The sequence below is a fragment of the Paraburkholderia acidicola genome (genome assembly GCF_002362315.1).
Taxonomy (GTDB): domain Bacteria; phylum Pseudomonadota; class Gammaproteobacteria; order Burkholderiales; family Burkholderiaceae; genus Paraburkholderia; species Paraburkholderia acidicola.
On sequence record NZ_MTZV01000002.1, the window covers coordinates 12861 to 34510 of the forward strand.

The window sequence follows — 21650 nt, forward strand, 5'->3', positions numbered from 1 at the left end:
CGGTGCGTTCTGTTCTGGTCTCATAGCGGTCTCTGGCCGTCCGGCAGCGGCGTTTCGGCGTGCCTGCCCGCATCGATCATCGCCCTCGGAAGAGGCGGAGGACCGTCCGCCTGCGCGGTTTTACCCGCCCCCGTTGCACCGCCCGGCGCCCTGCCCACAAAGATTCGCGTCGGCAGCACGAAGCCCCTGAGCGCCAGCAGTTCCAGTGGCCCCTTGCCGACATCCGTGCGCATCATGTAGCTCAACGGATAAGTGAGATCGGCCGACGCCGACGTCAATGGTCCGTGCCCAGTCAGGCTCTCGATGTCTCTCGCAATGGCATCATCGTTATCGCTGCCGGTATTCCCTGCACGTGCGCCGGACACCTGCGCGAGCCCCTGGGAGCGGGTATCCGGGGCAGCCTGCCACGTCAGTCCGTACGTCGCGTCGTCGACCGCTTCGACCCGCGCGCGCTCCAGCATCCGGACGAGCCCCCAGCGGCCACTGAACTCAAAGCTCTTGTTCGTGCCCGCCTTCTCCGTCTGCCATTGCAGCCTGGTGCCGAGACTCTGTGGATCGTTCGACGGCCACGTCATCGCCCGCCACGTCTCCTGCTGGTTGTAGTAATGCAGCTTCTGGCCATCGAGCGTCAGCAGCGTATCCGTGACGCCCGGCGTGGGCACCGGTTTGAAATCGAACCGGTATTGCGGCTCGCCCTGCGCGAGCAGGTGCCCAGCGATACGCTGGAGTGTATTCAACGCCTTGAGAAAGGCGGGGTCGAGCGCGACGGCCGCACTCCCCGTCGCCGCCGGGACCCACTGATCACCCTGCAATTCGAGCACACCCGCCAGTTGGCTACCCAGGAACCCCGCGATCAATCCGCCCTGTGGCCGCAGGAAGCGCGCAAGCTCGGGCAGCGACGCATCGTTCCCGGTGCTGGCAAACGGATAGCGTCCGGCGAACGAACGGTTCCACGTGTCCACGATGGTCTGCCGCCACGCGTCGTTCAGGCTCGCCTGCGCCGGCTGCAGGACCGTCTGCGTGGCCTGCATGACAGGCCGCACAAAAAGCGCGTCGCCCATGCCCGCCCATTGCGCGCCCACGCTGGCCGCTATCAGTTGCGCGTAGGCCTGCGTATCGGCCAGCTCCGAGCCTTTGCCCTGGAACAGCGACTGCGCGACCTGCTTCGCCTGGGCATCGGCGTCCGGGCTGTCGCTGATCTGCTGCAGTTTCAGGCGCAGGGTGATGGCCCGCTCCATGAAACGTTGCAGACTCAGATCGCTGTTCGCTCCCGCTGTACCCGCCGCACCGCTATTGCCCTGTGAGACCAGGTGCAGTACGGGACCGAAAGACGCGCCGAGCGGCCCGGCTGGATCTGCTTGCGGCGCCTGCGGACCCTCGACCTTGCCGCTGAACACGTTCTGCGCTTTCGTCACCAGGGTGTCGGATAGGGACGCTTTCAGGGCTCCGGCACCCCCCTGATATTCGAGCGATCGCATCAGTGCGATCACCGGCGACTGCCGTGCATCGGTCATCAGCTTCAACTGTTCGATTGTGGCGGGCAACGTCGATGCGGGGTCCCATTGCAGGCTGTTCATGAAACCCTGCCAGCGATCCGCGTAGTCGGCGAAGTACCGGCTGGTCAGCTCCTGCCTGAGCACCTCCGGCGAATGCGCAGGCTGTGCCGATTGCGGCTGCGCACCCGAGCTACTCGCGAGAACCCAGTCACCCGCCACATCGTTGCGGCCGGCAGCATCGTCAATCGCCGCCGCAATGGTGCCCTCATACGCCTGGCGCGTGAAGGCGCCGGGAACGGTGGCGGTGGTGTGGAAAAGCCCTCGTGTATCTGTACCCGCAGTCAGCGACGGCAGCGTCTGGTTCGGATATTTGTTGCCGACCGTACCGAGGATGCCCTGATAGATCGTGTCCTCAGAGTTCCGCACACCAATCACTGCGAGCAGTGTCTGCCGTGAAGCGTTGATGAGTTCCTGGCGTGGCTGGACGCGCCAGTCGACGTGCGCTGGCAGATGCTGGGCATAAAAGCCGAGCAGACGCCCGGACAGGTCAAGTTTTTCGCCGGCAGACAGGTTCGCATTCGTACTCCAGTAACGCATGAGCGATGGCAGCATGAATGCGGCTTCCGCCCGGCCGGGGTCCGCCATCATCAGGTAGGTCTTGAGCGCGTTGTGTCCTTCGAGCGCAAGCTGGTTAGTCTGCCCGTCAACCTGCGTGGTCTGCATCTGGCCGAGATCCACGAGTTCTGCTTCGAGACTTTGCTGGACCGGTGTGATGAGCGCAGGTCGGCTCGCCTGCACGTAGGGTCGCCAGAGCGCGGCGAGTACCTCAGCATCGTGGTTCAGTCCGAAGCGGCTCAACAATGGTGCGTGGCGTTCTGTTCTGTCTTCGTACAGCGCGATGCGTTGTTGCAGATCCAGAAGCGCACGCAGTCGCGCAGTGGAATCGGGCGCCGTGACCAGTGTGTGAACCGCCTGTTTCGTGAGGTCCAGCTCGCGCGCATTCGACAGACCGGAAATCAGCATCCCGGCGCTCCACACACCAATCACAGACAAGGCCACCACCGTGAACACGCTCACCGGATGCCAGCCAGTCCGGCGGCCCGGTTCAACACGTGCGGCCTGACCAAGATGCCGCCAGAGCGGCAAGTCAGCGCCAGTTGCGCCATCGCGGGCGCGTCCGGCCATCATGGGATACGGTGCAAAGAATGCGCCGCTGATGGGTCGATGGCGTGGCCGGTCGGCAAACCCCGCAATCCACCTGGCCAGCAGTGTGCTGCGCGTATCGAGGCGCTCCGACAGTTGCGCGGTATAGCGGTCGCGGCTGTTGCGCCCCAGTTGCGCGACACTGAGATTGGCGAGGTGGTGGCGCAACGTCAGCAGCGCGGCCTTGATCGAATCGGCATCCGCTGCGTGTAGGAACTCGCAACCCACAACGGGAGTCGCGCAATCCGAAACAGCATCGGTATCCGAAACATCGACCACATAGACAGGGGCGGACCAGTGCAACGTGTCGACGATGCGCGCAAGGTTCACGCCTTGCACGTTGGTGCCGGGCCGAGGCGTGGATAGCTCCATCGTCCCATCGAGGATGAGCACCATCGCGTCAACGGGCCGACGGCGGCGCAGTCGATACAACTGTTTCAACCAATCCGCATCCGGCTGACCGTCGGGGCCAGTCCTGCTCCATACCAGCACCGCTTCAGACGTGACTGTCCAGCCTTGCGCGGCCATCTCCGGTAGCAACCGGAAAATCGTGGCGTCGTTACCGGTGAGTAGTAACCACGGACGGTCATAGGCCCACCCAAACCGGCGCGTCTGTTGCAGCTCCGACCGCAGACCGTGTGCACGGCTACGCGCCGAAGCTGCATTTGCCTTTGTCGCCTCCGCAGCTCGATCGACGGCCCTGGGCGGCTCAAGGCCTAGCTCCTTCGCATCCTGCTGCATGCGGGCGCGAACCTGCGCACGTTTGGGCAATGCATAGGCGAGCAGCGCCAGAATCACCACGCCGACCGCGGTCAGCGGTAGTCGATGCTCGTTGATCCACGCGTACAGATCCTGATGCCTGACGGTCAGAAACACAAAGGTGACGATGGCAATCGCCGCAGCAACGAGCATCAGCCACCGTCCCAGAACGTATTTGTTCAATTCAGTTTTCCTCGAATTCCCCGGAGGTCACCACGCACAGCCGCGTTTCGTCTCTTCCCGGTTGACGGCCGACGACCAGTTGCGGGTTCGGATTCGACTGCCCCGCTTCCAGTGCGAGCGACAGCGCAATCCACCCGCTTACCGGTCCGGCCACGCCCGCAACACTGTCCAGCAGGACGTCAACAATCGTCGTTTCAGGCGAACTGAGCGACGCCGAGGTCGCGACCTCGAAAGCGTCACTGCAGCCGGTAAACCAGACATGGGTCAGCCTGCGCGGCATCACCTGCATTTCCATAAGCTGCGACAGATCCGCCTTGAGCAACTCGTCCCCGGTCGTCATGGGACGCAATATGTAGCCTGCCGCAGGCGCAGCCGGAGTCTCAGTTCTTCCGGAGCCGGTGCGCGATCCAAATAGGATCGCCGCCGCGCCCTCACTGAAGGCATGATCTCCTTCGCCATGCCAGAGCTGTGCGGCGATGACCAGCCTCGGCGGTAGTTCGTCTGCATCGATGTGCGGTCCGATCCACTCCACGCAGTCCGTCTCCATCGCGAAATCGACATGAAAGTCGACGCCCGGCGCCGCTTCCGAAAAAATCCGTGTCGCTTCTGCTTCCCAGGCTTCCTCATCCGCGAGCGATACGCCATCGAGAATCAGCGTCAATGCGATTGCGCGAAAGTCCGTCAGCCTGTGCGCCAGTCGTGAGGCGACGCGATGAAGGAGTTCCGAGCGCCGCTGCGCGCCGGTCTTGTCCTTCGCCCACTCGAAGCCGACGGCCCGGTTCATATTCACCGGCAACATGGCATCACGGTCCCCGAGTCTGTCGGCACCAACCGCCTGAGGCAGAAACCCCGCGGCACAGTCAACCGAAAGAGCACGACGGCACCAGTCACGCCAGAGGGACTCCACGCGCTCCTTCTCCTGCTCGCTCTCTTCGGCGTTCAACTGCTCCTGTTCCCACCGGCTCAACCTCCAGCCGAACAACAACGTGCACGTGCATAGCGGTGCACCGACCAGCAGAACCCAGAAGATCACTGTCCCGGTTGACTGGCCGTGCGGCCACAGCATCAATACGGCGGCAGCAGTGGTAGCTGCCGCCGCAACAAGAAGAGACAACCACACGCGCACTGAAACCGGCGGCGGACGCTCAATCGTCGTTAACGTCGGGACGGGCCAGGACATAACCGGATCGCAGAAGGTTCGAACGGTGGCAGCACTGGTATTCCCGTCACGTTACTGGCTCCATCTTGGAAACATATTCTGCATGCCAGCACCCTCGGTGTAGACCCGGTTCTGCATGTCGATCTGCTGCAGTTCCGCATCAGCGAGGACGACCTTGTACGTGCGTGCCGTATTGAAACCCGTGTAAAAGCGCCGGTAGCGCAGATAGCCTTCCGGTTCCCACGAACCCGGCAGCAGCTTCTGGCAACCCACCACCCACAACTTGAACTGGTGGTCGAATGGCCGGAACCCGGCGTATGAATCGTGAGCGTAAGTTGCGAACAGGTTCGCTTCAGCGGCCGACACCGCTGGATAGCTCTTCAGGCGCTGCAGCACATCGCCCGATTCCGGCGCGAGCTTGCGTAATTTCGCCATCGTGGACTCGGGAAGCGGATACGGATCCGGCGTCACGGGGCCCAACAGGGGATTGGCCATCTGCTTCAAGGCGTAAAGAAATCTCCTGCCAACCTCATAGTTGATAGATACGGCTCGCTCAAGTATTCCCGTCTCGAGCGCAGCGATATCGTCCAGCAGTGTCTGGTTGGCACCGGACAGATCGGCCAGATCCTGATTGTTCGCCCGGCTCTTCCACGGCAGTCCCGTATAGGCAGCATGGACCTGGTATCGCCACGCAAGGTAGACGATCAGCCAGTCCGCTGGCTGGCGCGCGCTGGGGGAACAGGCGGCGTGGAAGCGGACGTAGGCCTCGCGTAGAGCATCGTCGACCTGGAATGGGTTGTACGTGCCGTCGTCAGCGTCGGCCCTCTGTGCCTGTCGGGTACTCAGCGGCACTTTGGCCGCCTGCGCGGCCTTGAGCATGTATTCCAGCGGTATCTGCGACAGCTTCTCGCTGCTGAGCAGGTTCTTTGACGATGTAGTCGGCAGGAGGCCGCGCCCCTGTTCGTTCACACCATAGCCGCCGCCCACATCCGAGTGCATGCCGGGAAACGCGTATTCGTGACAGTTGTCAGGCAGACCGTTGTGTACCAGCACCCGCTCCAGCGGAAACGATGGACGGTTCTCGTGCATCGCGACGAAATGCACACAGTTTTTTACCCGCGCGGGGATACGGAGGTATTGTTCGTTGCCCCAGGCCATATGACCGTTCGTGAGGTTATACGTCATGTTGGGATTGTTCGGTACACCTACCGACGCCACCGAGTCGAATATACCGAGAAAGCGGATCGTCGCTCTTACGCCGCACAGCGTGTCGCCCTCAAACAGTTCGTTCAACCAGTTGCAAAATACCCGGGCCTGCGCTGCGCCACGCGAGAAGCCGAACGCGTCGATGAATATCTCGACCAGTTTGGATTTTGATTTTGGTTCAGAGTTGGGTTCGCATTTGGCCGGCGCGCTGATGACCTGCGCTATCCGTTTCACCTCGCGCCTGTAGAAGGCCTGGGCGTGCCCACGGTCGCCGGTCACAGGGTTCATCAGCAGGCCGCCAGTCGCCCTCATGCCCACGCTGTCCAGCGCCGATTCGTCCGCCGTGCCGCCAAGGGCGCTTAACGTGCCCGTACTGTCGTCGCGGGTACGGATGCTATTACGGCAGAGTGCCACTATGGCGTCTTTCTTGTAAGCTCCTCGGCCAATTGGCGACGCACTCTTGTGGATGGAGTCGAGCACCGACAGCAGACCGAAATTGATCCGCCCGTCGCCACCGCCACCGAATGCCATACCGGTCAAGGCAGGTAGATCCTCGCCAATGGACTTGAAGGGCGTGCCCACACCGTTAACGTAGATACGAAAGTAGCTGCCACGGGGAGTAGCAGCGGGATAGGCAGCAAACAGCCGGGCAACGTTACTTTCCTTCCGGCGCTCTAACTGCGTCCCACCAGCAGCGACGTGGCATTTATCCCCATCGTCCCACTCGTAGTTGTTGCCTGTGCCGTCGAAAAACAGTCCGATGTGCGCTGCGATTTCGCAATGCTCGGTGCGCAGAATCATCGAGGGCAGTACCGGCACGATACCCGGCGTAGGGCCGAGCGGATGGATCGCGACGGGAATTTCCTGTTCAGGTCGTGTTGTCATGGCTGTTTCCTGTCCGGCGATTCCTGGTCGTAACGCTTGCAGGTTTGGAGGTCGTAGACATCCCACGGATACTTGTCCGGAATCGGATCTTTCACCTGGTGCGTTGAACCTGGCACGTTAGCTTGCGCTGCTCCGTCGATAGACGACACCACCCGCACCTTGCCGTCGGCCATGAAATGTACCCAGAGCTGCTCTGGGTCGCCGTATTGCTCCACCGGCACCACAACCTCATAGTCGTTGCCCTTGCAGTCCCGCCAGTTCGTAACGTTCCAGCGCACCGTCACGTTCATATCCGGACGCCATTTACGCGGGAGCGTCACGCAGCACACGGTGCTACCACCCTGGCCGGCCTGGAAACCGTTGGTGCCGTCAACCGAGAACTCCTGCACACTCAGGTGATCGGCGAGATGATCGATGCCGGTCAAACCGACAGGTACCCCGTCATTGGTATCGTCGTGCTGCTGGCAGGCGGCAAGCCCCATGCACAGCATCAAGAGCACGCCGGCACAGAAGCGCAATACGTTACGGGTTTTCATGCTCGTTCCTTTTCACGCACGCCGACAATGCCCAGTGCGTGGGATAGCCGGGGAAAGTGCCTCGTGATACCCGGCGTAGGGCCGAGCGGATGGATCGCGACGGGAATTTCCTGTTCAGGTCGTGTTGTCATGGCTGTTTCCTGTCGGGCGATTCCTGGTCGTAACGCTTGCAGGTTTTGAGGTCATAGACGTCCCACGGATACTTGTCCGGAATCGGATCTTTCACCGGGTGTTTGGAGCCCGGCGCATTGGCTTTCTCTGCTCCGTAAGCGGATGACACTACCCTCACCTTGCCGTCTGCCATGAAATGCACCCAAAGCTGCTCTGGGTCGCCGTATTTTTCCACCGGCACCACAACCTCGTAGTCGTTGCCCTTGCAGTCCCGCCAGTTCGTAACGTTCCAGCCCACCGTCACGTTCATGTCTGGACGCCACTTGCGCGGGAGCGTCACGCAGCACACGGTGCGACCACCCTGACCGGCCTGAAAACCGTCGGTGCCGTCAACCGAGAACGCTTGCACGCTCAGGTGATCGGCAAGATGATCGATACCGGTCAAACCGACGGGCACCCGGTCCTGGGTGTCATCGTGCTGCTGGCAGGCGGCGAGCCCCATGCACAGCATCAGCAGCACACCGGCACAGAAACGGGACACGTTGCGGGTTTTCATGTTCTTTTCTCTTCCCGAAACCCAGGTCCGCCCTTCGACTGCTCACTTCCGTCCGTCACACCAAAGGTCACGATGCGGGTCAGGTCACCGTCGTTCTGCGACTCGCGCAGGGCGGCTTCGAATGCGGGGACGTCCTTGATTGCCCCGGCCGTCTGCCACATGGCAAGGTTCACTGCCGCGTGCAGCGGCCCCGGCTCGATGTTCAGGCTACGCAGCCAATGCCATGTATGCGTTGTCCACTCATGGCGCCGGGCCAGCGAGTGATCCTCAGCATCGGGCGATAGCAGTTGCTCAGTGCTCTCGAAAAGCTCGCCGATGCGGCCGGCCTCCAGCACCTGATGCCATTGCGCGGGCGCAAGGCGCAATGGCAGCCCCGGCAAATCTTGATCCGGCGATATCGCAGGCGGCGTTATCGCGGTCAGTTCTTCCCCGTGATCCGCGTACTCCCACAACGAGATCGGACCCAATACGGAAAGTTGCTGCTCTGGTTTCAATGTGGACCAGACCGCGGCAAACGCGCGCCCATCGCCATACCGGAAGTAATAGCGCTGCGCCTCTCCCGCCAACAGATAACGCAGATCGCGTAGATGCTGCTCAAGCGCTTCCGGCGATTGACCTCAGGTCAACCGGCTGCACGCGAACCGTTGCGAACCCCCACTGGCCGCCAGCGCCTGCGCGAGCTCGCCCTTGTCTACAGAAGCTGGCAGCAACAGAGGACCGGCAGCTCGCGCCTGCTCACCCAGGTCGTCGTACAGACCGATCGTCCACGGCTGTTCCAGCAACCAGGCGTGTTGCGGTGTCCCGTGCAACAGTGCGCCATCAAACAGGAAGAAGCATGCTTCGGAGCGGGTCGTCATGTTCATACGCGTACGGCAGCGCCACCGGTACGGGCAGCCCGCAGGAAACAGGTAAGGCAGAAGTCACCCGGTTCGGGCAGCGACAGGATAGTGTTGAGAGACGCGGGCCCCTGCTTCTGGATCGTAATGATCTTCAGGAACAGGTCACCGGGTCCACCCAGCGTAATGTTCCCTCCCTTCAGCTGGACGAATGCACCACCGCACTCCAGTGTGAGTTCCTTCTTCGCGCTGATCCGTACCGGGCCGTTGACGCTCGCCACCGTTAGATCCTTATCGGCCAGCAGCGACATCGCATCGCCCTGCGCCTGAATCTCGACCGGACCCTTCGCCGCGAACAGTTTGATTCCCAGCTTCTGCGCGAACACCGACACCAGTTCGCCGGCTGCTACCGTGAAGCGCTTCAACACGCTCACGTCTACGTTCCTGCCCGCCACCGCAGAGATATTGTCCTGCGCCGCTATCTGTACGTCCTGCCCCGACACAATGCCGATCGACGCCGGTGCACTCGCCAGAATGCCGGGCTTCTTCAGGCCATCCAGTTCGTCCCTGAGCTGCTGCTGCGAATCGGTATCCGCAGGCACGGCCTTCGCACTGCGCGCCGAATCCGCCAGTGCTTTCGCCAGTTCCAGCGCACTTTCCAGCTGCGCGACGGCAGCCTGCATGTCTAGCTGCTTCCCGGTCGCGCCGGGCTGATCGTGCGCCGACAAATGCAATCCCCTGCCCGCTCGTAGCGCGCCGTGCCCCGACGTACGCAGCTCAAATCCTTCGCCACGCTGCTCTTTCTTCCCGTCCACCAGATACCCGAGATTCAACTGGCTCTTGCCCGAGTGTTCGGTCGACAGCTTGATGCTCTCCTGCCCTTCCCAGTCCTCCATGCGCAGCTTGTTGTTCGCCTGCGTGCGGATCACGTTGCGCGAGAGCCACCGGTCCTGATTCGTGATCAGGTCGACGGCCTGGCTGTGGTGATGGAACTGCGAGATGTAGGGCTTGTCCGGATCGCCGTCGCGGAACGCCAGCACCGCCTCGTCACCGTCGAGCGCCGGGAAGTGGAAACCTGTCTGCAATTTGCCCGCGAACGGTTTCGCCAGTCGCAGCGGCACACTCTCGCCGCCCGGATTCCACTCATCGAAATCGCAGTCGAAGCGGACCGTGTAATAGCCCTGCTGCGTCAGGTACGCGTACTTGTAGTCGCCCGGTGAGGTGACGCGCGCGGAGAGCGTGCCGCTGATCTTCGGCCATGTGCTGTCTTCGAGCTTCAGACGGAAGCGCCGGTCAGCGGGAATCGCCCGGTAGGTGTTGCGGTACGCCTCGTCACGCGCGCCTGTGTGCGTGACCTCGATCATGACCTGCCCGTTCGGCGCGTCGGGTAACACCTCGTCCATCTGCAGGATGCGCCCCGGTCGCAGGTCGAGCGCATTGCTCTCGCCTTCGTACACGATCTGCGAGGCGATTGCTGCCTCGTGACGCAGCTGCGCTTCCCACTTCGCCCCGTCCTGGTCGAGGTGATCGGTGCCGTAGATATACGGCTCGCCATACGTCGTCGTGTCCCCGCTGGCCACATTGGCCTCAGCCCTGAAGCGCTCCCAGGCCTGGTCGGGGTTGTAGTCGGCGACGCGGAACGATGCCGGTACCGTATGCACATGGGTCTGCAACGCAGACACGGCTTCGACGCCCGACTCCATCCCCGCTGTTTCGCGATACCGCACCTTCAGTTCCGGCTGGTAGATGTAGTGATCGATGTCGTCGGCAAACACGACGACATCGCCATGCCTGCCTGGCACGATGTAGCTGTAGATCCCCTCCTGCTCCATCAGGACGTGAATGTACGGCCAGTCGGCAATCTGGTACTGGAAACGGAACCTGTGCTGGAGATACTGCCGGCGCAGCCTGAAGACGAACTGATGGCCCTTGAAACCGTGGCGGCGCAGGATCGCCTCGATGATCTGCGGTGCGCTCTGCTGCTGGTAAATGCGGTTCGTGCGCGTGAGGTTCAGGCGTGCGATATGCGCCTCGACGACAAAGCGGTAGCCGCTAAAGTCCTTCGTCGTCCTCGTCTTCGAGAAGCGGGTCACGCATCCGCAAAAAATGCGTGGTTCGCTGCAATCGGCTGGAGCGATCGTGAAGGTCGCATCTTTCCCGAGATAGTCGCTGCGGCTCAGGCTCTCCGGATGCACCAGTTCAATCGTGATCCGGTAGGGCTCGCCCATGCGTTCAACCGCCTCGAACGACACAACCGACAGCGCCCTCGCATTCGCAGTGCCAGGTACATCGAGAAAATACGATTGCCGTCCCGTCAGCCACGTCAGATTATTCGCATACGTCGCGACTGTATCAAGCAGATCGGCCATTGAATTTCCCCGTTCGTTGCGTCACTTCGAACATCACTGCGTCAATCATTCACGCTGCTATCAGCGAGAGTTTCGGCTGAGAAAGTAAACGCTTTTCGTGCTGCTGTGAAGTCGCGTTGCGTGTGTTTTTGAAAAAATTTACGCCTACGCGGATTTTCACAAACGTTCACTTTTCCTCTGTTCCCAAAACACGCGGTCTCATGTTATTTATCTCCCCTCGATTCCAGAAAAATTTATTTCGTCATGCGTAACGTAATCTCATAAACGATTTATTTTTTTCCATTTAATCGTCAGGAATCTCAAATATAGAAAAGGAATTTCAGGATGAGCGAGAGCTTCCAGAATGAAGTGCCCAAGGCACGTATTAATCTGAAACTGGATCTGCACACGGGCGGGGCACAGAAGAAGGTCGAGCTACCGCTCAAGCTGCTGGTGATGGGCGACTACAGCAATGCTCGGGACACGCGCGCACTGGCGGAGCGCAGCAAGGTGGATGTCAACAAGAACAACTTCAACGCCGTGCTCGGAGAATTCCGGCCAAGGGCAAAGATCGCGGTCGAGAACACGATGGCGGGAGACGGTTCGGAGTTGCCGGTCGACCTCGAGTTCCAGTCGATGGACGATTTCAGGCCGGACGTGGTAGCGAGCAAGGTCCCTGAGCTGCGTGCCCTGATGGCCGCCCGCAATCTGCTGCGTGATCTGAAATCCAACCTGCTCGATAACGCGACGTTTCGCCGTGAACTCGAAAAGATCCTCAAGGACCCGATGCTATCCGGGCGTCTGCGCACCGATCTGCAGAAGATCAGCGAATCGGCACCGCAGTCTGATGCGCACTCCAATCCGTAACCCCCAACTACCCAGGAGTTGGCACCATGGCCAAGCACGAAACTCACCCTGAACCGGCGGCAGCAGATACGGTTGTTCTGGACGCACCGGCCAGGAGCGTCTATGAATCGCTCTGCGAAAAAATCAACCTGACGCCGGTTACAGCTACTCGCCCATTTGAATCCTTCCAGAGCGCGGACACGCTCTCGGAATCGTCATTGGACGAACGCCTCGCGCAGGGTATGAGCGTCTTCCTGAAGATGATCCAGAATGCTTCGCAGCAGGTCGATCGTCTGGACAAGAGTCTGCTTGATTTTCATATCGAGGATCTCGACCAGCAGATCAGCCAGCAGCTCGACGCGATCATGCACCACGAGACGTTCCAGCAGATTGAGTCGGCGTGGCGGGGATTGAAGTTCCTCGTTGATCGCACCGATTTTCGCAAGAACGTCAGGATCGAAGTACTCGACGTATCGAAGGAAGCGCTGCGGCAGGACTTCGAGGACACACCTGAAATCATCCAGAGCGGCCTGTACCTGCACACCTACATCCAGGAATACGATACGCCAGGTGGTCAGCCGATCGGCTCTATCATCTCGAACTATGAATTCGACCGCAGCCCGCAGGACATCACCCTGCTGCGTAACATCTCGAAGGTGTCAGCTGCCGCTCACATGCCATTCATTGGCTCCGTGTCGCCGAAGTTCTTCGGCAAGGAATCGATGGAAGAAGTCGCCAGCATTCGCGACGTCGGCAATTACTTCGATCGCGCCGAGTACCTGAAGTGGAAGAGCTTTCGCGATTCTGACGACGCCCGATATATTGGCCTGACGATGCCGCGCTTCCTCGCGCGTCTGCCGTATGGTCCCGACACAACGCCGGTGCGTGCGTTCAATTACAGGGAGGGCGTCAAAGGTCCCGACCATACACGTTACCTGTGGGCCAATGCTTCGTTCGCGTTTGCCGCGAACATGGTTAGGAGCTTCATCAAGAACGGCTGGTGCGTGCAGATCCGTGGTCCTCAGGCCGGGGGACTCGTCGAAGATCTGCCGATCCACCTGTACGACCTCGGCACCGGCAACCAGGCAAAAATTCCGAGCGAAGTGCTGATCCCGGAAACGCGCGAGTTCGAATTCGCCAACCTCGGCTTCATTCCACTCTCGTACTACAAGAACCATGATTTCGCTTGTTTCTTCTCCGCGCATTCGGCACAAAAACCCACCCTGTACGAGACGAAAGAAGCCACCGCGAACAGCCGGGTCAATGCGCGTCTGCCGTACATCTTCCTGCTGTCACGCATCGCGCACTACCTGAAGCTGATCCAGCGCGAGAACATCGGCACGACCAAGGACCGCCGTCTGCTCGAACTCGAACTGAACACGTGGGTCAAGTCGCTCGTCACCGAAATGACCGACCCGGGCGATGATCTCCAGGCTTCGCACCCGCTGCGTGACGCGAAGGTAATCGTCGAGGACATCGAGGACAACCCGGGGTTCTTCCGCATCAAGCTGTTTATCGTGCCGCACTTCCAGGTCGAGGGGATGGACATCAACCTGTCGCTCGTCTCGCAGATGCCGAAGGCGAAGACCTGAGCAGCTTGCGTTGTCTGTAGGTACGGTAGTTCTGCCGCGCGATGATCTTCGAGGCTTCGCGTGGCTCGCATTCCATGCGGTGTCGATGAAGTCTTTTACGTCGCTCCGTGCATAAACCCGATCACGATGAAGATAACAAGACCGCTATGGGCCAAAGGGGTGTTCATGACGCCCCAGCATTTCCAGCAGCAGGCGCTGTGGGGCCAGTTTTCCGACGAGCGCATCGCGCGCATTGCCAGTCCTGATCCGTGGGGGGTGAGCGGGGTCGCCTTCGACACGCAGGCGCTGTCAATCAACCGTCTGCAGCTCACCTCGCTAGACCTGCGACTGCCGGATGGCACGTTCATCGATAGCGGCACCGCAGACCGGTTACCCGCAGCACGCAATCTGTCTGACGTACCCGCGCAGGTAGAGTCCGTCGTGGTACTAGCCGGCCTGCCGCTTGTCGACGCACAGGGTGGGAACTGCATCGAGGAAGACCAGAAGCCGGCGCGGCCGCGCCGTTTCGTGCGCGAGTACCTGCAGGTGGGTGATATTCACGGCGACGGCAACGAGGAAATCAGTGTCGAGCGCCACCTGCTCTCGCTGCTGTTCGACTTCGAGGAACACAACGACTATGTGACATGCCCGGTCGGCCGGCTTGTCAGAAATGTGCAGGGCCGTTTCGAACTCGACCTCGCGTTCGTGCCGCCGTGCCTGCTGCTATCGGCAAGTGCCCAGCTGACCAGCCGCATGAACCGGCTCTCGGACATTCTGAGCGCCAAAAGTGCAAGCCTGGCGGTACGCCGCCGCGAACGTTCCGACCAGATCGCTGACTATGCAGTGGCCGACGTGTCGCTGTTCTGGCTGCTGCATAGCGTGAACAGCACGTGGCCGGATCTCGCGCGCCTCTGCCTGGCACCCGAACAGCATCCGGAGCGTCTCTACGGCGTGCTCGCACGCCTGGCCGGTTCGTTGCTCACATTCTCCACGACGGAAACGCTGCAGGCGATTCCGTCGTACAACCATCACGCGCCCGAGCCTGTGTTCGCGGAGCTGGAATCGCTGATCCGCACGTTGCTCGATACCGTGATTCCGTCGCGAGTCGTACCAATCGCGCTGGAGCGCGCACGAGGCACGGCCTGGATCGGGAAAATTCTGGACAAACGGCTCGTCGACGGCGCTGACTACTACCTGTCGGTGCAGTCGGGGCTGCCCGCGCACGCGTTGCTCGAGCAGTTGCCGCGCCTGTGCAAGGCAGGTGCCCCGGATGAAGTCGAGCAGATCGTCAATTCAGCGCTACCAGGTATCCCACTGCGCGCCATGTCGCGCCTGCCGGCGGCGATCCCGATTCGCATCGAGAACCAGTATTTTGCGCTTGACAGCACGCATCCCGCTTTCAAGCGGATGGTCACCGCGCACGCCTGCCAGTTCTATGTCCCGACGTCGATCCCGGACGTGTCGCTTGAACTCTACGCGGTATTGCCGACATGAACCTGTTCACCGCTACCACCCCGACCAGCGTCACATCGCCACTGCCTGTCGCCCTCCGAGACACGGCGTTGACTGTCACGTCGCTCGCCAGCGACGCGGCGCCCGCCGTCTTCGACGCATTTCGCCGCACATGCGCGGACCAGATCGAACGTCTGCGATCCGAACTCAGCACTGCGGGACACCCACGGGACGTGGTCGAAGACGCCACCTACGCACAGTGCGCGCTACTTGATGAAGCAGCGCTGAGCAGCCTCAGAGGTGCCGACCGCGATGAGTGGGAACGCGAGCCGCTTCAGGTGAGCGAATTCCAGAGTCACGATGCAGGTCAGGAGCTGATTACGCGAATCGAGCGCCGGCTCGCGCAGCCGCAGCCCATCTTGCCGTTGCTCGCCATCTTCGCAGCCGTGCTCGATCTCGGATTCCGGGGCAAATTTGCACTGGATGGCCGCGATGCACGCGCGGCGCTCATGCGTGCGCTCGATGAGCGTCTGGGTCGCCATGGCGAGGACCACGACGCATCGGGTCCAGTGGTCGTCAGAATGGGTAAGCGGCGGCGCTGGTTCGGCAACCTGTCACCGCTCGCATGGGTCGTGCTCGCCCTGATAGGCGCAGCCGCCGTCTACGTCGGGCTTGACCAGTGGCTTTCCTCCTCGGTCGCCCGGCTTACACATTGACGGGGCGAAGCTTGACTGGCTATCCGTATCGAACGCTTACTGTCTGGGTCGCGATCCTTGCATTGACCTGGCTGGCACTATGCTCGCCATGGTCGCCTGGATGGAACGTCTTTGGCACCGTACTAGTCGTGTTCACCGCGCTCATTGCTCTAGTGATCGCGACGAAGCGCATTCGCACCCGCCGCACGGCCACACGGCACGCTCTGTCCGCCATCGACGCCGCGCTCAGTACGCTGCCCGCCGACGTCAAACGCAATACCTCACTGGTAATCGCCGTCAGTGACGAAAACGGGTCGCTCGCCGATGCTTTCGACACGGACCTCGTGCGCATCACAGACGCGGCGATCTGGGTGCGTTGCGAAGAACCCACGCGCCTTGCGCAACTGGCCGACGCACTGAAGCGCTGGCGCGACGGACAGGGACCCGATGCCGTCGCCTGCCTGATTGCGGCCGACAGGACCGTCAGCGAGGAGAGTCTGGCCGCGAGCCTGAAACGCTGGCGCTCGGCCATCGGGCAGGCAGGTCGCGCGCTCGGTTACCGTCTGCCGGTATGTGTGGCGCTCTACGCGGACGAAGTCGAGCGCGCGGCCGACGAATGCCCGTGGTTTGGCGTTTCCAGCAGCGAGCCGTTGCGCATCGACGGTCTCGTGACACTCATCGCCTCGTGCGTCATAACCTATATCGGTGCGGTGCCTCCGATGAGCCGGGAGCCTCGTGCGTACCGTGCGGCGCAACTCGATGCGCTCACGCGCTGGGCCTGCGATGCAGTCCTGCCCGAACTCGTTGATCCGCAACGCAACCGCCCTCCACTGCACGTCACTGCTTTCGGTGTGACAGCAATCGAAGGTCGCCCCGTCCCGGACTCGCTGCCAGGCCAGTTCGGCGTATCCGTGACCGGCCTTACCCTGCCTGTCACACGTGGTCTCCGGTTGCACTATCCGCTACCGGAGCCATTGATCCGCGGCATTGCGCTGCAACCGGTGCGGCGCGCGTTGCCTCGCGCGCTGGCTCATGCGTTTGTCTGGCTCGCGGTGTGTTTCTGCGCAGCCGCAGCCGCTTCGGCCTGGCAAAACCGCGCGCTGGTCGAACGCGTGGTCGGCGACATGAACCGCTACAAGGCGATTGAACCCATCCAGGATGCTGCGCGCATCGACGCCCTGAAAGAGGTCAAACGCGACCGCGATGAGCTGGAACATTACGCGGGCTACGGCGTGCCACCGCGACTGGGACTCGGTTACTACCGTGGCGCGCCCCTCCTGCCGCTCGCCCGTGAGCTCATTGCCAGCTATCAGCCACCCACAGCGCCACCCTCGACGATCGAACTGGACAGCCTGTCGCTGTTTCGAACCGGTAGCGCGGTACTGAACCCAGGATCGAACCGTTTGCTTGTCGCAGCGCTGGACACGATCAAGGCACATCCCGACAAGCGTGTGCTCGTCGCAGGTCACACCGATTCGGTCGGCAACCCGGCCAGCAATCTCGCGCTATCGGGGGCTCGCGCAGCGTCTGTGCGCGACTGGCTTGCGGACGCGTCCGGTATTCCCGTGTCCCACTTCGCGATCCAGGGCTATGGCGATGCCCGGCCCCGAGCCTCTAACGACACCGAGGTGGGACGCGCAGCGAACCGTCGCGTCGAAATCACGCTCGTCCCCGACTGTCGTGACACGCACGACAGTCGCAACGATGTAACCAACCAGGGCCATCCGGCCTGTTCATAGAAGGAGAATCAGTAATGGCAATTCCGGCATATGCGTGGATCAAAGACGACGGCGGCGCGGAGATCAAGGGTTCGGTCACCGTCCAGGGACGTGAAGGAAGCGTCGAAATCACCGCGTTCGACCACGGCATCCACATCCCGACCGATGGCAACACCGGCAAGCTCACCGGCACGCGCGTACACAGGCCGGTTACGCTGACCAAGGAGACCGATGCGTCGACGCCGTACCTGTACAAGGCGGTCACGAGCGGCCAGACGCTCAAGTCGGTGGAGATCAGGTGGTACAGGATCGACGACGCGGGCAAGGAAAAGGAATACTTCAACACGAAGCTCGAGAACGTGAAGATCGTCGCCGTGCGGCCGCAGATGCTCGACATCAAGGACCCGGCCTACGAGAAGCACAACCACCTCGAAGAAGTCGAACTGCGCTACGAAACGGTTACCTGGTCGTACAAGGACGGCAACATCATCCACAAGGACACCTGGAACGAACGTTCATAGTCACCACGGTATCTGGCACCCCCTTTGCGTTTTGATTTGTGGGGTGCCAGCTTTTGACGGGACTCCCCGCAAACTCAAGAAGCCGAACCCATGAATTGAGCTCACGGATCACCTGACACAACAGATTCCAGATCCTGGGGCCACACTTTCATCACGGACCTTTCTCCACACGTCCGCCCACCCATTGTCTTCCGATCCATTCCCATGACCTCCCGCGACCTTGCCCCGTTCCTGCGCCGTCTCAACGATCATTGCGCTCATGCGCTCGCCGAGGCAGCGGGTCTGTGTGAAACGCGCGCCCACCGGGATATCGAGGTCGAGCACTGGCTGATCAAGCTGCTGGAACTCGGTGAAGGCGACCTGGTGGCGATCGTGCGTCGCTACGAACTCGACGTTGATGCCATCTGGAATGGCCTGCTCACTTCGATCGACCGCCTGCCCCATGAACGGCGTGGCAAACCGGGACTATCACATCGTGTGGGGCAACTGCTCGAAGCTGCATGGATGCGCGCGTCGCTTGAGGCGGGACACCCCTCCATCCGTTCGGCTCATCTGCTCGCGGCACTCGCCGATACGCCCCATCTGCTGCGCGCGCCGGACGCATGGGCACTCCTGTCGGTGTCAGCCATGCAGATCGAGCGCCTGCGACCGGAGCTTGACCGGGTGTCAGTTGAAGCGGCGGAAACCACGAACGATAACGTGGCGCCTGCTGAGACAGCCGGTACGGCCGAATGCAGGCCTCAACACGAATTGTCCGCCCGCGCTCCCCTGCCGAACGCAATGGACAAATCCGGTCAGGAAGCCCTGCAGCGTTTCACGATCGACATCACACAGAAAGCGCGTGACGGCAGGATTGACCCCGTGTTCGGACGCGATGTCGAGATCCGTCAGATGGTCGACATTCTCGCGCGGCGTCGCAAGAACAATCCTATCCTCGTGGGCGACCCCGGCGTTGGCAAGACTGCGCTCGTCGAAGGGCTCGCACTCAGGATTGCCGAAGGCGACGTGCCGACAGTGATTCGCGACGTCAGTGTGCTGACGCTCGACCTCGGACTGCTACAGGCCGGGGCCGGCGCGAAAGGCGAATTCGAGCAGCGCCTGAAAAGTGTCATCGAAGCGGTCCAGCAGTCGCCGACGCCAATCCTGCTCTTCATCGACGAGGCTCACACGCTGATCGGCGCGGGCAACACCGCTGGCGGCGCCGATGCGGCCAACCTGCTCAAGCCCGCGCTCGCGCGTGGCGAGCTGCGCACCATCGCCGCCACCACGTGGTCTGAATACAAGCAGTATTTTGAACGCGATGCCGCGCTTGAGCGGCGCTTCCAGATGGTGAAGGTCGACGAACCCGACGACGACAACGCGTGCCTGATGTTGCGCGGCCTGAAGGAACGCTACGCACAGCACCATGGCGTGCATATCACGGACACTGCCGTGGGCGCCGCCGTCCGTCTGTCACGGCGCTATCTGACCGGCCGCCAGTTGCCGGACAAGGCGGTAGATCTGCTGGATACGGCCGCGGCCCGCGTGCGCATGAGTGTAGAAGCCACCCCTATTGCCATTGCTGCCTGTTACGCGGAACAGGCAGCACTCGGTGTCGAGCGCCGTGCATTGATCGAGGATCAGGGCGCGGCGTGCGCCGATGTCGATGAACGGCTGAGGGTCATTGATGTGCGGCTGGCTGCGCTCACCACGGAATTCGACGTGCTTGACCGTGCGTTTGCCGAGCAGAAGGAGGCCGCAACGACGCTCGTTGCGTTGCGCGAGCAATGGCGTACAGCAACGGATCCGGTGACACGCAAAGAACTGCAGCGCTCGATCCGTGCCTCGTACGACGTGATGACGAGGTATGAACCGGACGCACTGATTCACGCGGAAGTGGACGAGGCTGCGATCGCGCGGGTGATTGCCGACTGGACCGGTGTGCCGGTTGGTAGCCTGATGGAGGACAAACTTGCCACGCTGCTCGAGCTGGAGACGCGACTCTCCCGTGTCGTGGTCGGCCAGGATGACGCGCTCGCAGTGCTTGGCAAAAGCCTGCGCGCCGCGAAGGCCGGCCTTAAATCAGCGGAAGCCCCGCTTGGCGTGTTCCTGCTGGTCGGCCCGTCCGGCGTTGGCAAAACCGAAACTGCGCGCGCGCTGGCAGACCTGATGTTCGGTGGGGAGCGTGCACTCGTGACGATCAATCTTTCTGAGTATCAGGAAGCGCACACGGTCTCGCAACTGAAGGGTTCGCCGCCAGGCTACGTCGGCTATGGCCAGGGCGGTGTATTAACCGAAGCGGTGCGTCAGCGCCCATATAGCGTGATCCTCCTGGACGAAGTGGAGAAGGCTCACCGGGACGTCCTGAACCTGTTCTACCAGGTCTTCGATCGCGGCTTCATGCGCGACGGCGAGGGTCGTGTGATCGACTTCCGCAATACGGTGATCCTGATGACGTCGAATCTGGGCAGCGACCAGATCCTGGACACGACTGAAGCCGTCAGGGAAACAGGCGGAGAAGTGAACACCTCCATGTTGATGGAAGCGATCCGGCCGCTGCTGGTCGAGCACTTCCAGCCTGCCCTGCTCGCACGCTTCCAGACGGTGGTCTACCGGCAACTTTCGACCGCAGCCCTCGCGTCGATCGTTCGAATGAAGCTCGACGAGGTCGCGCAGCGTATCGAACGGCGGTTCGGCGTGCCGCTTGTATGCGAAGAGCCGCTGGTTGCCGAACTCGTGCGGGCCTGTCAGCTTCCGGATTCGGGGGCGCGCAACATCGACAGCCTGCTCGATCAGCAGATCCTGCCAGTCCTGTCCCGCGAGCTGCTGATGCGTGTCGCCAGTCAGCATTTGCCGGAAACCATACGTCTCACGTTCTCGGAAGACGATGGCATCGCCATCGATTTCGATGCCGTGACTGAGGCATCAGCATGACACGCGGTGGGCTAGGACTGTTCGAGGCAGTAACGGGACACTTCGCTAACGGTGCCGCCATTGACGACTTCGACGCTGCGACGCAGACGCTCCTGTCCGTCCAGGACAATGTGCAGCGTATCCTGAATAGTCGACGCAACGGGCTCGCACATTTGCCCGACTACGGGCTCGACGACCTGTCGGAGATCTATCGCCACCTACCCTCTTCCGCGCACAAGCTCAGGCACGCGATCGAAGTGACGCTGCTGAAATACGAGCCGCGCCTGAAGTCGATCGACATCGTCATAGAGGACACCGCACCCGGCATGCTGCTGAGCTTCACGATGAGCTGTTACCTCCATCACGCGGGATTGGTGCGGTTCGGTACGCACTTCACGCCCGATGGACAGACGCGACTCAGACTACTGAAGGCAGATCACGATCTCGACTGACAACGTAGCACGCACACGGAAACGGAGGACTCCAGCCAGCGCCAGCTAATTAGCCTAAAGATGGGCTAAAAACTAAAAACCCCGTAAGCCTTTGAGCTTACGGGGTTTTTTAACCGCTTTTGGCGGAGACGGAGGGATTCGAACCCTCGATCCAGGTTTTGGCCCAGATGCTCCCTTAGCAGGGGAGTGCCTTCGACCTCTCGGCCACGTCTCCCAAACTTTCGC

At 61.5% G+C, this 21650-nt stretch carries 17 protein-coding genes and 1 tRNA gene; 8 read left to right on the forward strand and 10 right to left on the reverse strand.

The window, feature by feature from the left end:
- Positions 1-20: 20 nt before the first annotated feature.
- Genes BWP39_RS02125 through BWP39_RS02160 form a run of 9 tightly spaced genes read right to left on the reverse strand, consistent with a single transcriptional unit; the run spans position 21 to position 11299 of the window.
- Positions 21-3611: an ImcF-related family protein gene (locus BWP39_RS02125; RefSeq protein WP_096718449.1), complete on the reverse strand. Its 3591-nt coding sequence runs from the start codon at positions 3609-3611 to the stop codon at positions 21-23.
- A gap of 31 nt (positions 3612-3642) precedes the next feature.
- Positions 3643-4821 carry a hypothetical protein gene (locus BWP39_RS02130; protein WP_133116812.1) on the reverse strand — a complete coding sequence of 393 codons (1179 nt, stop codon included), beginning with the start codon at positions 4819-4821 and terminating at the stop codon, positions 3643-3645.
- A gap of 51 nt (positions 4822-4872) precedes the next feature.
- On the reverse strand, positions 4873-6891 hold the full coding sequence (locus BWP39_RS02135; protein WP_096716749.1) for a T6SS phospholipase effector Tle1-like catalytic domain-containing protein: 2019 nt from the start codon (positions 6889-6891) through the stop codon (positions 4873-4875).
- A complete protein-coding gene (locus BWP39_RS02140) occupies positions 6888-7427 on the reverse strand; it encodes a DUF3304 domain-containing protein (RefSeq protein ID WP_207556556.1) in 540 nt (179 codons plus the stop codon). The genes BWP39_RS02135 and BWP39_RS02140 overlap by 4 nt, the downstream gene beginning before the upstream one ends.
- On the reverse strand, positions 7424-7558 hold the full coding sequence (locus BWP39_RS32470; protein ID WP_268877161.1) for a hypothetical protein: 135 nt from the start codon (positions 7556-7558) through the stop codon (positions 7424-7426). Before BWP39_RS32470 ends, BWP39_RS02140 begins: the two co-directional genes overlap by 4 nt.
- Positions 7555-8094: a DUF3304 domain-containing protein gene (locus tag BWP39_RS02145; RefSeq protein ID WP_207556557.1), complete on the reverse strand. Its 540-nt coding sequence runs from the start codon at positions 8092-8094 to the stop codon at positions 7555-7557. The genes BWP39_RS32470 and BWP39_RS02145 overlap by 4 nt, the downstream gene beginning before the upstream one ends.
- Entirely contained in the window at positions 8091-8660 is a 570-nt protein-coding gene (locus tag BWP39_RS02150) for a hypothetical protein (RefSeq protein WP_096716750.1), read from the reverse strand. Before BWP39_RS02150 ends, BWP39_RS02145 begins: the two co-directional genes overlap by 4 nt.
- Before the next feature lie 51 nt (positions 8661-8711).
- Entirely contained in the window at positions 8712-8951 is a 240-nt protein-coding gene (locus tag BWP39_RS02155) for a hypothetical protein (protein ID WP_133116813.1), read from the reverse strand.
- A gap of 2 nt (positions 8952-8953) precedes the next feature.
- Positions 8954-11299: a type VI secretion system Vgr family protein gene (locus tag BWP39_RS02160; RefSeq protein ID WP_096716752.1), complete on the reverse strand. Its 2346-nt coding sequence runs from the start codon at positions 11297-11299 to the stop codon at positions 8954-8956.
- 324 nt (positions 11300-11623) lie between these two features.
- On the opposite strand from BWP39_RS02160, the gene tssB reads away from it, so the two are divergent.
- From tssB to tssE, 8 genes are all read left to right on the forward strand, one after another.
- Complete coding sequence (gene tssB, locus BWP39_RS02165; RefSeq protein WP_096716753.1) at positions 11624-12145, forward strand: type VI secretion system contractile sheath small subunit; 522 nt, start codon at positions 11624-11626, stop codon at positions 12143-12145.
- A 26-nt stretch (positions 12146-12171) separates the two neighbouring features.
- Positions 12172-13716: a type VI secretion system contractile sheath large subunit gene (gene tssC / locus BWP39_RS02170; protein WP_096716754.1), complete on the forward strand. Its 1545-nt coding sequence runs from the start codon at positions 12172-12174 to the stop codon at positions 13714-13716.
- Between the two features lie 126 nt (positions 13717-13842).
- Positions 13843-15189: a type VI secretion system baseplate subunit TssK gene (gene tssK, locus BWP39_RS02175; protein ID WP_096716755.1), complete on the forward strand. Its 1347-nt coding sequence runs from the start codon at positions 13843-13845 to the stop codon at positions 15187-15189.
- Positions 15186-15863, forward strand: coding sequence for a DotU family type IV/VI secretion system protein (locus BWP39_RS02180; RefSeq protein ID WP_096716756.1), 678 nt, complete (start codon positions 15186-15188; stop codon positions 15861-15863). The genes tssK and BWP39_RS02180 overlap by 4 nt, the downstream gene beginning before the upstream one ends.
- Before the next feature lie 11 nt (positions 15864-15874).
- Complete coding sequence (locus BWP39_RS02185) at positions 15875-17581, forward strand: OmpA family protein (RefSeq protein ID WP_096716757.1); 1707 nt, start codon at positions 15875-15877, stop codon at positions 17579-17581.
- A gap of 14 nt (positions 17582-17595) precedes the next feature.
- Positions 17596-18081 (forward strand): Hcp family type VI secretion system effector, encoded by a 486-nt coding sequence (locus BWP39_RS02190; RefSeq protein WP_096716758.1) that lies wholly within the window; start codon positions 17596-17598, stop codon positions 18079-18081.
- A gap of 204 nt (positions 18082-18285) precedes the next feature.
- On the forward strand, positions 18286-20994 hold the full coding sequence (tssH, locus tag BWP39_RS02195; protein WP_096716759.1) for a type VI secretion system ATPase TssH: 2709 nt from the start codon (positions 18286-18288) through the stop codon (positions 20992-20994).
- A complete protein-coding gene (gene tssE / locus BWP39_RS02200) occupies positions 20991-21425 on the forward strand; it encodes a type VI secretion system baseplate subunit TssE (protein WP_096716760.1) in 435 nt (144 codons plus the stop codon). Before tssH ends, tssE begins: the two co-directional genes overlap by 4 nt.
- A 120-nt stretch (positions 21426-21545) precedes the next feature.
- Here the strand turns inward: tssE and BWP39_RS02205 are convergent.
- A tRNA-Ser gene (locus tag BWP39_RS02205) sits at positions 21546-21639 on the reverse strand.
- Positions 21640-21650 lie beyond the last annotated feature (11 nt).